This is a genomic window from Bradyrhizobium sp. LM2.9 (assembly GCF_054056555.1).
The window spans coordinates 7,515,293-7,528,267 of sequence record NZ_JBSRYJ010000002.1; the positions used below are offsets into that span (position 1 = coordinate 7,515,293).

The 12,975-nt window shown below is 63.9% G+C and carries 12 protein-coding genes and 2 pseudogenes; 10 read left to right on the forward strand and 4 right to left on the reverse strand.

The window, feature by feature from the left end:
- Positions 1–94: 94 nt before the first annotated feature.
- The 3 genes from ACVWW3_RS38080 to fixL are packed head-to-tail and all read right to left on the reverse strand — an operon-like array spanning position 95 to position 2,697.
- Positions 95–514 carry a response regulator gene (locus ACVWW3_RS38080; RefSeq protein ID WP_456651295.1) on the reverse strand — a complete coding sequence of 140 codons (420 nt, stop codon included), beginning with the start codon at positions 512–514 and terminating at the stop codon, positions 95–97.
- A gap of 44 nt (positions 515–558) precedes the next feature.
- A complete protein-coding gene (fixJ, locus tag ACVWW3_RS38085) occupies positions 559–1,176 on the reverse strand; it encodes a response regulator FixJ (protein ID WP_456651294.1) in 618 nt (205 codons plus the stop codon).
- A 3-nt stretch (positions 1,177–1,179) separates the two neighbouring features.
- Positions 1,180–2,697 carry a sensor protein FixL gene (gene fixL, locus ACVWW3_RS38090; protein ID WP_456651293.1) on the reverse strand — a complete coding sequence of 506 codons (1,518 nt, stop codon included), beginning with the start codon at positions 2,695–2,697 and terminating at the stop codon, positions 1,180–1,182.
- Positions 2,698–2,902: 205 nt separating this feature from the next.
- Between fixL and ACVWW3_RS38095 the strand changes: the two are divergent.
- The 10 genes and pseudogenes from ACVWW3_RS38095 (at position 2,903) to ccoS (ending at position 12,310) form a co-directional block, all read left to right on the forward strand.
- Positions 2,903–3,734: pseudogene (locus tag ACVWW3_RS38095) on the forward strand (universal stress protein).
- Positions 3,735–3,770: 36 nt separating this feature from the next.
- Positions 3,771–4,196 (forward strand): CBS domain-containing protein, encoded by a 426-nt coding sequence (locus ACVWW3_RS38100; protein WP_456651292.1) that lies wholly within the window; start codon positions 3,771–3,773, stop codon positions 4,194–4,196.
- 212 nt (positions 4,197–4,408) lie between these two features.
- Positions 4,409–6,055, forward strand: coding sequence for a cytochrome-c oxidase, cbb3-type subunit I (gene ccoN / locus ACVWW3_RS38105; RefSeq protein ID WP_456651291.1), 1,647 nt, complete (start codon positions 4,409–4,411; stop codon positions 6,053–6,055).
- A 10-nt stretch (positions 6,056–6,065) separates the two neighbouring features.
- On the forward strand, positions 6,066–6,800 hold the full coding sequence (ccoO, locus tag ACVWW3_RS38110) for a cytochrome-c oxidase, cbb3-type subunit II (RefSeq protein ID WP_456672367.1): 735 nt from the start codon (positions 6,066–6,068) through the stop codon (positions 6,798–6,800).
- A 13-nt stretch (positions 6,801–6,813) separates the two neighbouring features.
- Positions 6,814–6,978, forward strand: a complete 165-nt coding sequence (locus ACVWW3_RS38115) for a cbb3-type cytochrome c oxidase subunit 3 (RefSeq protein ID WP_456651290.1) — start codon at positions 6,814–6,816, stop codon at positions 6,976–6,978.
- Between the two features lie 6 nt (positions 6,979–6,984).
- Positions 6,985–7,857, forward strand: a complete 873-nt coding sequence (ccoP, locus tag ACVWW3_RS38120) for a cytochrome-c oxidase, cbb3-type subunit III (protein ID WP_456651289.1) — start codon at positions 6,985–6,987, stop codon at positions 7,855–7,857.
- A 109-nt stretch (positions 7,858–7,966) separates the two neighbouring features.
- Positions 7,967–9,433, forward strand: a complete 1,467-nt coding sequence (gene ccoG / locus ACVWW3_RS38125; protein ID WP_456651288.1) for a cytochrome c oxidase accessory protein CcoG — start codon at positions 7,967–7,969, stop codon at positions 9,431–9,433.
- 15 nt (positions 9,434–9,448) lie between these two features.
- Positions 9,449–9,940: a FixH family protein gene (locus ACVWW3_RS38130; protein WP_456651287.1), complete on the forward strand. Its 492-nt coding sequence runs from the start codon at positions 9,449–9,451 to the stop codon at positions 9,938–9,940.
- 10 nt (positions 9,941–9,950) lie between these two features.
- Positions 9,951–12,143 (forward strand): cation-translocating P-type ATPase, encoded by a 2,193-nt coding sequence (locus tag ACVWW3_RS38135; RefSeq protein WP_456651286.1) that lies wholly within the window; start codon positions 9,951–9,953, stop codon positions 12,141–12,143.
- The gene (gene ccoS / locus ACVWW3_RS38140; protein ID WP_456651285.1) at positions 12,143–12,310 is read left to right on the forward strand and encodes a cbb3-type cytochrome oxidase assembly protein CcoS; all 168 of its coding nucleotides are present in this window, start codon (positions 12,143–12,145) and stop codon (positions 12,308–12,310) included. Before ACVWW3_RS38135 ends, ccoS begins: the two co-directional genes overlap by 1 nt.
- Before the next feature lie 181 nt (positions 12,311–12,491).
- Here ccoS and ACVWW3_RS38145 read toward each other — a convergent pair.
- A pseudogene (locus tag ACVWW3_RS38145) lies at positions 12,492–12,892 on the reverse strand (helix-turn-helix domain-containing protein); the annotation flags it as partial.
- Positions 12,893–12,975 lie beyond the last annotated feature (83 nt).

Here is a 12,975-nt window from a genome sequence, read left to right on the forward strand (position 1 = left end):
CTCCGTTGTGATGGTGCATTGGTACGCGGGATCGCGCGATCCGGAAATTTCGAGCGATATCTTAAGGAGGTTTACCTACGGAGAATCCCGTAGGTCAGTGGCCGCGCCTGTCCTGGATGGCGTGACGGATGCATTTTGCCAGGTTTTCGTCGAGGAGCGGCTTCAGAATCACGTCCTTGATCCCTGCCGCCGCTGCCTTTACCGAGATATTTCCGTCGGGATAGCCGGTGATCAGGATCACGGGCCTGTCGGCGTCGGATTGGCGCAGCCGCCAGGCCAACTCGATGCCATTGATGTCAGGCATCTTGTAGTCGATCACGTAGCAGTCCGCGCCGGGTGGGGTCGTCGCATTGAGCAGCGCAGTGCCGCTCCTGAAGGTCCGCACGGCAAAGCCGTCGGTTTCCAGCAGGAAGCGCAGGGAGCCCAGCACAGCGGCGTCATCGTCGACCACGTAGACGGTGGGCTTTGCCGATGCGCCTGGGGGCCGCTGATGGGGCGAGCCGATCTCGATCATGCCTGCGTGGCTACCACAGGCCCGCACAAGTGCCTTGACCTGCCTCAATCCTTCAGCATGCCGGCGCGCATCGCCAGCCGCACCAGTTCCGACAGGCTGCTCGCCTGCATCTTGGTCATCACATTGGCCCGGTAGACCTCGATCGTGCGCGGGCTGATGTCGTATTCGCGGGCGATCAGCTTGTTGGAGAGGCCCGCGATCAGCCCCTCCATGACCTGGCGCTCCCTGGGACTCAAGGAGGCGACGCGCGCGGCGACGTCCTGCGAGATGGCCTCGTTCTTGGCGACCGGTTCGGCCCGGCGGATCGCGGCTTCGATCATGGTGACGAGGCGGTCGTCCTCGAACGGCTTCTCAAGAAAGTCGACCGCACAAAGCTTCATCGCTTCGACTGCGAGCGGCACGTCGCCATGGCCGGTCATGATCAGGATCGGGAACGGGCTTTGCTGTGCCTTCATCCGCTTCAATAGCTCGATCCCGTCGAGGCCCGGCATGCGCACGTCGGAGACGACGCAGCCGAAGGCGAGGCCAGGCAGGGCGCCGAGGAACCCTTGCGCATTGTCGAATAGGGTGACGCCGAAGCCGCAGGAATCCAGCAGGAAGTTCAGCGAGTCCCGCATCGCCTCGTCGTCATCGATAACGTAGACATGTCCCTTGGTCGTCATTGCTCAGGTCTCATCGGCTGCCGGTAAAGTGAAGCGGAATGTCGCGCCGCCCGATGCGTTGCTCTCGGCCACCATGCGGCCGCCGTGAGCTTCGATGATCGAGCGACTGATCGACAATCCCACGCCCATGCCGCTCTCCTTGGTGGTGAAGAAGGTCTGAAACAGGTTTGGAATGACGTCTTCCCGGAAGCCGGAGCCGGTGTCCGACACCTCGACCTCGATCATGTCGTCGGTGACGCGCCTGTTGGTGACGATCAGCTCGCGCCGCGGCGACTGCGCCATCGCTTCCAGCGCGTTGCGGTACAGATTGACCAGAACCTGCTGGATCTGCACCCGGTCGGCGAGGACGAGGTCGGCGCCGGGATCGGGATTGAAGCGGAGCTGCACGTTCTGCTCGCGCGCGCCGGCAAGGCCGAGCGCGCCTGCCTCCTCGATCAGCTTCCACAGGCTCTCGACCCGCTTCTCGGATTCGCCGCGGGAGACGAAGTCGCGCAGGCGCTGGATGATCTGGCCGGCTCGCAGCGCCTGTTCCGAGGCGCGGTCCAGCGCGGTTTCGATCTTCGCAGTGTTGGGATCGGTGCTGCCGGCGAGCAGCCGCCGCGATCCCTTCATGTAGTTGCTGATCGCCGCCAGCGGCTGGTTGATCTCGTGGGCGAGCGCGGAGGCCATCTCGCCCATCGCGGTCAGTCGCAAGACATGGACGAGCTCCGACTGCAACTCCTGCAGCCTCGCCTGCGTCTTCTGGTGCTCGGTGAGGTCGCGAACGAAGCCGGTGAAATAGGGCTCGCCGCCGGACTGCATCTCGCCGATCAACAGATGCATCGGGAACGTGGTGCCGTCACGGCGCTTGCCGGTCACGATGCGGCCGATGCCGATGATGTGCGGATCCTTGGTCGAGCGATAGCGCGCAATGTAGCTGTCGTGGCGGGTGCGATCCGGCTCCGGCATCAGCATGCTGACGTTCTGGCCGATCGCCTCCTGCTCGGACCAGCCGAACAGGCGTTCGGCCGCCGTGCTGAACAGCTGCATGATGCCGCCTCCGTCGATGACGATCATGGCGTCGGGGATGGTGTGAAGGATGGAACGGAGGTGGGTCTCGCGCGTACGCAGGGTTTCCTCGACCTGCTTCTCCGCGTCGACGTCGAGAAAGATGCCGCTGAGATGGCGCGCGACACCCGCATCATCCCTGATCAGGCCGGCACGGGCCCTGATCCACTTGCTCCGGCCGGACGTCCCGGCAATTCTGAAGGAGACGTCGAAGCCGCCGCCGCGTTCGGAGACCTGTTTGATCGCGGTCTCGACGCGCGCGCGGTCGTCGGGTTCGAGACGCGACAGGAATAGATCGTAGGTCGCAGGTCTGCCGCGCTCGATACCGAGCAGCATCCGCGCGGTTTCCGACCATTCCAGCTCGCGCGTCGTGAGGTCGAGATCCCAGGTGCCGACGCCGAATCCTTCGATCCGGACCCGGAAATGCTCGCCGCGATGATCGTGTGGCGGATGCGTTACGCGGGTCGGCGACACTGGTTGCTCCCATTCTGCTGTCCGGGGGCGAACCGCCGCGACCTGCCGGCAATTTCGCCCAAGGAAGCCCCGGTGGCAAGTTCCGATGTCTGATTCCGTTGGCGGATTTCCCGCGGCACGACGAGGGCGATTTGATCTAGCTCATCCTGCCGGATCGCCGCGGGGCTACAATTTTCGTCAAAGCACAGTCCAGCGGAGACGCCCGATGACATACGCGACCGTGATGGTGAGCCTCGCGCTGAATCAGCCCAACAATGCGCGCCTTCAGGTTGCGGGCGAGCTCGCCGAACGATACGAGGCCGCACTCGTCGGGGTCGCCGCAGCGAAGTTCGCGCCGCCGATTTATTTCACCGATGGCGCTGCGGCCCAACGCCTGATCAATCAGGAGGAGGTCTCGGTCAAGAGGTGTCTTGCCGATCTGGAGGCCGAATTCCACGCTGCCACCAGGACCCGCGCCGGGCGCGGAATGGCGCAGCTCCGCAGATTTTCCCGCGCGATTCGTCCTGGCGCAGGCGCGCTGCGCCGACATCGTGGTCAGTGGCGGACAGAGCCCGGCCTTCTCCGATGCGTTTTCGCTGGTAAGCCCGAAGGATCTGGTGATGCAGGCCGGCCGACCCCTTCTGGCCGTGCCTGACCGGATCACCTGGCTCGATCTGCGCAACGTTCTCGTAGCCTGGAAGGACACGCCCGAGGCGCGCCGCGCCGTGGCCGATGCGCTGCCGATGCTCCGAAAGGCGAGGGACGTCACCATCGTAGAAATTCCGGAGGACGATGACGACCGTTCGGCCGTGGTGGGGCGGGTCAGCGACGTTGCCGCCTGGCTCGCCCGCCACGGCGTCACCGCGACAGCGCGGGTCTCGGGAGCGGGTGGAGCAGAAACTGCCGCCCAACGATTGGAGAAGGTCGCCGACGACATCGCGGCCGGGCTGATCGTCGCCGGCGCCTACGGCCATTCGCGTTTCCGCGAACTGATCCTCGGCGGCGTCACGCAATATCTAGTCACGCAAACCGCCCGATGTGTGCTGCTGTCGCACTGACGCTTCGAACTCAAGACGAATCGATGAGGACGCGCCGTGTACAATTTCCTTGAGCAGACCGTCGGCGGCTACATGACGCGTAACGTCAAAACCGTGAAGCGCGACCATGACCTGCTCGCGCTCAGCGAGATGTTCGAGCAGGACGATTTCAACTCCTATCCGGTCGAGGATGACGGGCAGGTGGTCGGCATCGTCACCAAATTCGACATCCTGAAGTGCTTCGCCTTTAGGCCGAGCCAGATGCTGCCGCGCTATCCCGACCTGATGAGCCGCAAGATCGGCGACGTCATGACACCCGAGTTCATCTATGTCAGCCCCGACACAAGACTGACACGCGTGTTCCAGATCATGGTCGAGCATCGCATCAGGAGCATCATCGTACTCGACGGCGCACAGAAGCTAGTCGGCATCATCGCCCGCGAGGACGTCATGGCGGCGCTCAAGGTCACCGCGCGCGACTGACGAGTCTGCCTCGATTCCCGCGAGTTCAAGCTCCGTGATTTCAACGGAGGCAATGCTTCGCCGCGTGCGCCGTGCTGTGCGCAAGCAGTTGATACTAATCTCTGATCCGCATCGGTCTCACGTCAACGGAAATCCACTTCTGTTGATTTCAATCAATTCCCCGCGAGGGTGAATGTGGTTTCTGGCGATGTGTTCTTTCAGAGAGAATCCGCATGAGCCAGCCCGCCCTCTCCAAATCCATGACGCCGGGTGAAAGCGGCCTGGCTGTCGTGTTCGCGGTCACCGCCTTCTTCTGCTTGATCGCGTCGGCCAAGGCGCTCGACGCGCCCTTCGCCTTCCACGCCGCGCTCAGCGCGGCGGCGAGCCTGGCGGCGGTGTTCTGCATCATCAACCGCTACTACGACCGCCCGGCGGCGCTGCCGCCGGCGGAGATCAACGGCCGCCCCAACTACAACATGGGCCCGATCAAGTTTTCCTCCTTCATGGCGATGTTCTGGGGCATCGCGGGCTTCCTCGTCGGCCTGATCATAGCCTCGCAACTGGCCTGGCCGGCGCTGAACTTCGATCTGCCCTGGACCAGCTTCGGCCGTCTGCGTCCGCTGCACACCTCGGCGGTGATCTTCGCCTTTGGCGGCAACGTGCTGATCGCCACGTCCTTCTACGTCGTACAGAAGAGCTGCCGCGTACGTCTTGCCGGCGATCTCGCGCCCTGGTTCGTGGTCGTCGGATACAACTTCTTCATCCTGATCGCAGGCACCGGCTATCTGCTCGGCGTCACCCAGTCCAAGGAATATGCCGAGCCGGAATGGTACGCCGATCTCTGGCTCACCATCGTCTGGGTCACCTATCTGCTCGTCTTCCTCGGCACCGTCACCAAGCGCAAGGAACCGCACATCTTCGTCGCGAACTGGTTCTATCTCGCCTTCATCGTGACGATCGCGGTGCTGCATCTCGGCAACAATCCGGCCCTCCCGGTCTCGGTGTTCGGCTCAAAATCCTACGTCGCCTGGGGCGGCATCCAGGATGCCATGTTCCAGTGGTGGTACGGCCATAACGCGGTCGGCTTCTTCCTGACCGCCGGTTTCCTCGCCATCATGTACTACTTCATCCCGAAGCGCGCCGAGCGGCCGATCTATTCCTACCGTCTCTCGATCATCCACTTCTGGGCGCTGATCTTCCTCTATATCTGGGCCGGTCCGCATCACCTGCACTACACGGCGCTGCCGGATTGGACGCAGACGCTCGGCATGACCTTCTCGATCATGCTGTGGATGCCCTCCTGGGGCGGCATGATCAACGGCCTGATGACGCTGTCGGGCGCCTGGGACAAGCTGCGCACCGACCCCGTGCTGCGCATGCTCGTCGTCTCCGTCGCCTTCTACGGCATGTCGACCTTCGAAGGCCCGATGATGTCGATCAGGGTCGTCAACTCGCTCAGCCATTACACCGACTGGACCATCGGTCACGTGCATTCCGGCGCGCTCGGTTGGGTCGGCTTCGTCTCCTTCGGCGCGCTGTACTGCCTGGTGCCGTGGGTCTGGAATCGCAAGGGGCTCTACAGCCTGAAGCTCGTCAACTGGCACTTCTGGATCGCAACCCTCGGCATCGTTCTCTACATCTCGGCAATGTGGGTGTCCGGCATCCTCCAGGGCCTGATGTGGCGCGCCTACACCTCGCTCGGCTTCCTTGAATATTCCTTCATCGAGACCGTCGAGGCGATGCATCCCTTCTACATCATCCGCGCCGCCGGCGGCGGGCTGTTCCTGATCGGCGCGCTGATCATGGCTTACAATCTCTGGATGACGGTTTGCGAAGCGGAAGAAGAAGAGATGCCCATCGCTCTTCAGCCGGCGGAATGAGGAGTTTTCCATGTCGTTCTGGATACGCCATCAAGTCTTCGAAAAGAACTCGATCATCCTGATCATCGGCATCCTGCTGGTGATCGCGATCGGCGGTCTCGTCGAGATCACCCCGCTGTTCTACCTCAAGAGCACGATCGAGGCGGTTGACGGGGTGCGGCCCTATACGCCGCTGGAACTCGCAGGCCGCAACGTCTATGTCCGCGAGGGCTGCTATCTCTGCCATTCGCAGATGATCCGCCCGTTGCGCGACGAGGTCGAACGCTACGGCCACTTCTCGCTCGCCGCCGAGAGCATGTTCGATCATCCGTTCCAGTGGGGCTCGAAGCGCACCGGTCCGGACCTTGCCCGCGTCGGCGCCAAATATTCCGACGACTGGCACGTCACCCATCTGACCAACCCGCGCGCGATTGTGCCGCAATCGGTGATGCCGGGCTATCCGTTCCTCAGTCAGACCGAAGTCGATCCCGACACGATCGCCGACCACATGCGTACGCTGAGAACCGTCGGGGTGCCCTACACCGACGATCAGATCGCGAGCGCCGGCGCCGATATGAAGGCCCAGGCCGATCCGGATAATTCCGGCAGCGATGCCTTCAGCAAGCGCTACGCCAAGGCCGTCGTGCGCAATTTCGACGGCAAGACCGGCACGCCGACCGAAATGGACGCGCTGATCGCATACTTGCAGATGCTCGGCACGCTGGTTGACTTCAAGATCTACAACGAGAAAGCCAATCTTCGCTGAGAAGGCATCACCGATGAAAGCCATCCTGACACTCGACAATTTTGCGTCCGGTCTCGTGACCACGCTCTGGACGCCGGTCTTCATCGCGATCTTTCTCGCGATCGTCGCCTACGCATTTTGGCCTCGCAACAAGGCCGCTTTCGATGAAGCGGCGCACCTGCCGTTGCAGGAGGAGTGAGAGATCATGACCGATCATCATAGCATCGATTCCGTCTCCGGAAGGTCCACGACCGGGCACGAGTGGGACGGCATCAAGGAGCTCAACACGCCGCTGCCGCGCTGGTGGGTAATCACCTTCTACCTCACCATCGTCTGGGCGATCGGCTACTGGATCGTCTATCCGGCCTGGCCGCTGATCTCCAGCAATACCACGGGCGTGTTCGGCTACTCGTCGCGCGCCGACGTCGCAGTCGAGCTCGCCAATCTCGAGAAGATCCGAGGTGACAAGATGGCGGCGCTGGGCGCGGCCTCGCTCGCCGACATCGAGAAGGATCCGGCGCTGCTGGCGCTCGCCCGCGCCAAGGGCAAGACGGTGTTCGGCGACAATTGCGCGCCGTGTCATGGCAGCGGCGGCGCCGGCGCGAAGGGCTATCCGAACCTGAACGACGATGACTGGCTGTGGGGCGGCACGCTCGACCAGATCATGCAGACCATCCAGTTCGGCGCGCGTTCCGGCCACGCCAAGACGCATGAGGGCCAGATGCTCGCCTTCGGCAAGGACGGCGTGCTGAAGCCGGACGAGATCGTCACGGTGGCCAACTATGTCCGCGCGCTATCAGAGCTCTCGACCCGCAAGGGGTACGACGCGGCCAAGGGTGAAAAGATCTTCACTGAGAATTGCGTCGCCTGTCACGGCGACGAGGGCAAGGGCAATTTGGAGCTCGGCGCGCCGAACCTGACCGACAAGATCTGGCTCTACGGCTCGGACGAGGTGACTCTCGTCGAGACCATCGCCAATGGCCGCGCCGGTGTCATGCCGGCCTGGGAAGGACGGCTCGATCCCGCCACCATCAAGGCGATGGCGGTCTACGTCCACTCTCTGGGCGGCGGAAAATAGCGGATCGGCGAAAAACCGGGGCGAACAAAAACACGCTCGCTTGCGCTGGATCAATTGACGCGGCGGCGTCGGGTCTAGGTTCAATCGCACCTATCGAGAACGTCAGGCGATGAACAAGGCCGTGAACCCGAACGAGCTCACATCGGACGACGATTACGGGCCGCTCTACGCCGCCCGCAAGAAGGTGTATCCCCAGAGCATCTCCGGGACCTTCCGCCGGATCAAATGGGGCCTCATGGCATTCTGCCTCGGGGTCTATTACTTCCTGCCCTTCGTGCGCTGGAACCGCGGCCTCGGCGCGCCCAGCCAGGCGGTGCTGGTCGATCTTCCCAACAGCCGCTTCTACTTCTTCTTCATCGAGCTGTGGCCGCAGGAGGTCTATCACTTCACCGGCCTGTTGATCGTGGCCGCGGTGGCGCTGTTCCTGATGAACTCGGTCGGCGGCCGCATCTGGTGCGGCTATCTCTGTCCGCAGACGGTCTGGACGGATCTGTTCTATGCCGTCGAGCGCCTGATCGAAGGCGACCGGCGCGAGCGGATGAAGAAGGACAAGTCGTCCGATCCGATGAAGCTCGAGCGCATCTCCGAGATCGTGCTCAAGCATGCGATCTGGCTGCTGATCGCCTGGTGGACCGGCGGTGCCTGGGTGCTGTATTTCAACGATGCGCCGACGCTGGTGAAGCAACTCGTCACCTTCCAGGCGCCGATGATCGCCTATATCTGGGTCGGCATTCTCACCGCGACGACCTACGTGCTCGCCGGCTATATGCGCGAGCAGGTCTGCGTCTATATGTGCCCCTGGCCTCGGATCCAGGCCGCGCTCACCGACGAATGGGCGCTCAACGTCACCTATCGCTATGACCGTGGCGAAAAGCGGACGTCGGTCAAGAAGGCCGCCGAGCTGCGCGCGCTCAGTGAGCACGCCGGCGACTGCGTTGATTGCTACCAGTGCGTCGCAGTCTGTCCGACCGGCATCGACATCCGCGACGGAGCGCAGCTCGAATGCATCCAGTGCGGGCTCTGCATCGATGCCTGCGACAACGTGATGACCAAAATCGGCCGGCCGACCCGCCTGATCGGCTACGACAACGATATCAACATCCAGCGCCGCCAGGAAGGCAAGACGCCGGTCCATCGCATCGTCCGGGCTCGCACCATCGTCTACAGCGCGATCATCGCAGCCGTCGGCAGCATCATGCTCTATATGCTGGCAACGCGCAGCCTGCTCGACGTCAACGTGCTGCACGACCGCAATCCGGTTGCGGTCAAGCTCAGCGACGGCTCGATCCGCAACGCCTATACGGTGCGCCTGCTCAATAAGAGCGGCTATAACCGCGTCATCGCGATCGACGCGAACGGTCCGGTCAATTTGACGGTCCATGTCGTCGGCGTGGATTCCGTGATGCCGGACCGGCCGATGATCGTGATCCCCCGCGACTCCACCAGCGAACTGCGGCTGCTCGTCACCGCGCCCGCGGACAGCAATCCGGAAAAATCGATCCCGGTCCGCTTCCACGTCACGGATATCGGTCTCGGCGAAGTTGCCTCCGCCACCGACAATTTCGTCTCGCCATAAGATCAGGAGACCGCCATGGCATCCGCACCGAAGCCGCTGACCCGAACCAAGGTCTTCCTGATTCTGGTCGCCTTCTTCGGCGTCGTGATCGGCGTCAACGTGACCATGGCGAAGCTTGCGATCGCGACGCTGCCCGGCACCGATGTCGACAGTCCGTATGCGGCGGGCCTCACCTATGACCGGGAGATCTCGGCAGCGCAGGACCAGGTGGCGCGCAAATGGCAGGTCAACGCGCATATCGAGCGCCGCGCCGATGGCGCTGCGACGCTCCAGGTCGAGGCGCGCGACGCCGGCGGCCGGCCGATGACCGGGCTGAAATTCGGTGGCCGCCTGGAGCGGCCGGCCGATAAGCGCGCCGACCTTCCGGTCGAGCTCTCCGAAGCCGGCATCGGCATCTATCGCGGCAACGCCGCGGCCGTCGCGCCGGGCCAGTGGGATCTGGTGATCGAGGGCGAGGCGCGGGGGATGCGCGTGTTCCTGTCGCGCAGCCGCGTGATCCTGAACTGAGGGCTTCGCTATGCAGGTGACGCGCGATTTCTCCCATTATGTTCGGGCTGCGGGCGAAGGCCTCCAGCACATCGATCTCGCGGTCGAAGGCGTCCACTGCGCCGGCTGCATGGCCAAGATCGAGCGTGGACTCTCGGCTATTCCCGATGTCACGCTGGCGCGCGTGAACCTCACCGACCGGCGCGTCGCGCTGGAATGGAAGCAGGGCACCCTCGATCCGGCCCGCTTCATCGATCGTCTCAAGGAGCTCGGCTACAAGGCCTATCCTTACGAGACCGAGAGCGCGGAGGCGACCGAGGTTGCGGAATCGCGCTTCCTGCTGCGATGCCTCGGCGTCGCGGCGTTTGCCACCATGAACGTGATGATGTTGTCGATCCCAGTGTGGTCCGGCAGCATCTCGGACATGCTGCCCGAGCAGCGTGATTTCTTCCACTGGCTGTCGGCGCTGATCGCACTTCCGGCGGCGGCCTATGCCGGGCAGCCGTTCTTCCGCTCGGCCTGGCGCGCGCTGTCGGCCAAGACCACCAACATGGACGTCCCGATCTCGATCGGGGTGATCCTGGCGCTCGGCATGTCCGTGGTCGAGACCATCCATCACGCCGAGCACGCCTATTTCGACGCGGCGATCATGCTGCTCACCTTCCTGCTGGTCGGCCGCTTCCTCGACCAGAACATGCGGCGGCGGACCCGCGCGGTCGCGGGCAATCTCGCAGCGCTGAAGGCGGAGACCGCGGCGAAATTCGTCGGGGCCGACGAGATCACGCAGGTGCCGGTGGCGGCGATTCATCCCGGCGATATCGTGTTGTTGCGGCCCGGTGAGCGCTGCGCGGTCGACGGCGCCGTGATCGAGGGGCGCTCCGAGATCGACCAGAGCCTGATCACCGGCGAGACGCTCTATATCACGGCCGAGCAGGGCACGCCGGTCTATGCGGGATCGATGAACATCTCGGGCACGCTGCGGGTACAGGTCTCCGCGGCCTCCGAGGCGACGCTGCTCGCGGAGATCACGCGGTTGCTCGACAACGCGCACCAGGCCCGCTCGCGCTACATGCGGCTCGCCGACCGCGCCTCGCGGCTCTATGCGCCGGTGGTGCATGCGACCGCGCTCTTCACCATCCTCGGATGGGTCATCGCCGGCGCGGGCTGGCATGATGCGATCGTGACCGGTGTCGCCGTCTTGATCATCACCTGTCCCTGTGCACTCGGGCTTGCGATTCCCACGGTGCAGACCGTGGCGTCGGGCGCGATGTTCAAATCCGGCGTGCTGCTCAATTCCGGCGACGCCATTGAACGGCTGGCCGAAGCCGATCATGTCATCTTCGACAAGACCGGCACGTTGACGCTTCCGGATTTAGAGGTGACGAATGCGGCCGACATCCCCGCGGACATGTTCGAGTTCGCCGGTCGACTTGCACTGCCGAGCCATCATCCAGTGGCCGCTGCGGTCGCGCAGGCCACCGGCGCCAGATCACCGATTGTCGGTGCAATTGAGGAGGCCGGGCAGGGCGTGCGGGCCGTGGTCGACGGCGTCGAGATTCGCCTTGGCCGTCCCTCGTTCTGCGGCGCCGAGGCCTTGGTCGGCGACGGTGTCGATCTAGATCCCGAAGCGTCCATCGTGGCCTTCAGCAAGGGGAATGAAAAATTCATCCTTTCGGTGCGTCAGGGCCTCCGCCCGGATGCGCAAGCCGTGATCGCGGCGCTGAAGGCGCGCAACATCGGCGTCGAAATTCTCTCCGGCGATCGCGAGCCGGCGGTGAGGGCGGCGGCCCATGCTCTCGGCATTCCCGAGTGGCGCGCCGGCGTCACGCCGGCCGACAAGATCGCGCGGATCGAGGAATTGAAGCGGCGCGGCGCCAAGGTGCTGATGGTCGGCGACGGCATGAACGACGCGCCGTCACTTGCGGCCGCTCATGTCTCGATGTCACCGATCTCGGCCGCGCATCTCAGCCAGGCGACCGCCGATCTCGTCTTCCTCGGTCGGCCGTTGGCGCCGGTCGTCGCGGCCATCGATTCCGCGCGCAAGGCGCTGCGCCTGATGCGGCAAAACCTCTGGCTCGCGATCGCTTATAATGTCCTGGCGGTGCCGATCGCGATCAGCGGCGTCGTGACGCCCCTGATCGCAGCAGCCGCGATGAGCGGCTCGTCAATCGTGGTCATGCTGAATTCGCTGCGGGCGCGTAGCGCGTCGCGGGAGATTGCGTGATGGAAATCCTGGTGATCCTAGTCCCGCTGGCGCTGGCACTCGGAGGTGCAGGCCTCGTCGCCTTCCTCTGGTCGCTCCGGAGCGGCCAGTATGACGATCTCGACGGCGCCGCCTGGCGTGCGATTGCCGATGACGATCCGCCCCAGGAGGCGCCGGCTAAGCTGTAAAGCGGTTGCCTTCCGCACGAGGTGCGGCGGACTTCCAGTGAATGGGAGAGCATCCCTGTCGTCGTTCATAGAGGGTTGACCAGGTTTGTTATGACGCCAGGTTGTGTCACCGCATGGGGGGCGTTGTTCCCAATCGAAGGCGGCGCAACTGAACCGACCGGCGGCGTGGCGGGAGTCCGACATCCATGTCCGGCAAATGCTGGCGATTGCGCAGCACGATCTGGCGCGCTCCGAGAAGCCGAGAAGGCCTTGGGCGTGAGCTCTGACAGCGCTCGCGAGACCGTCTCCAGGATGAGGCCGAAATAGTCGCCGATGTCACGGCGCACTCGGACGGCCATCGGGCCGGCGGCCGCGGTGCGGGGTGTCCGTCTCGAGCAGGAAGGTCGCGACCCTCCATGGCGTTTTTGCGGCCGAGCAGCAGCATGTGGTCCTCCGTGTGCTTCAGCTCGCCGACCGTCAGGGTCCAGAGCTTGCGCGCGACCTGAATGTCTGTATTGGCCGCCTTGTGCGGGCTCGCCGGTTTACCAGGCGCACCGTGGTGTCGAGGATCGCTTCGGCCGCGATGCGGTGGGCCCTCGCCGAAGATCTCCTCGTCCTTGCGCTTGCGAATTCACTGGCCACGAGCGCCGGCTGGCCGACCAGCTGCCGAACGCAGCGGATGGCGA

What these genes read in the sequence shown, in the direction of transcription:
- ACVWW3_RS38080 (WP_456651295.1), bottom strand. Translation starts at nt 514, where the DNA reads ATGATCGAGATCGGCTCGCCCCATCAGCGGCCCCCAGGCGCATCGGCA.
- fixJ (WP_456651294.1), bottom strand. Translation starts at nt 1,176, where the DNA reads ATGACGACCAAGGGACATGTCTACGTTATCGATGACGACGAGGCGATG.
- ccoN (WP_456651291.1), top strand. Translation starts at nt 4,409, where the DNA reads ATGAGCCAGCCCGCCCTCTCCAAATCCATGACGCCGGGTGAAAGCGGC.
- ccoO (WP_456672367.1), top strand. Translation starts at nt 6,066, where the DNA reads ATGTCGTTCTGGATACGCCATCAAGTCTTCGAAAAGAACTCGATCATC.
- ACVWW3_RS38115 (WP_456651290.1), top strand. Translation starts at nt 6,814, where the DNA reads ATGAAAGCCATCCTGACACTCGACAATTTTGCGTCCGGTCTCGTGACC.
- ccoP (WP_456651289.1), top strand. Translation starts at nt 6,985, where the DNA reads ATGACCGATCATCATAGCATCGATTCCGTCTCCGGAAGGTCCACGACC.
- ccoG (WP_456651288.1), top strand. Translation starts at nt 7,967, where the DNA reads ATGAACAAGGCCGTGAACCCGAACGAGCTCACATCGGACGACGATTAC.
- ACVWW3_RS38130 (WP_456651287.1), top strand. Translation starts at nt 9,449, where the DNA reads ATGGCATCCGCACCGAAGCCGCTGACCCGAACCAAGGTCTTCCTGATT.
- ACVWW3_RS38135 (WP_456651286.1), top strand. Translation starts at nt 9,951, where the DNA reads ATGCAGGTGACGCGCGATTTCTCCCATTATGTTCGGGCTGCGGGCGAA.
- ccoS (WP_456651285.1), top strand. Translation starts at nt 12,143, where the DNA reads ATGGAAATCCTGGTGATCCTAGTCCCGCTGGCGCTGGCACTCGGAGGT.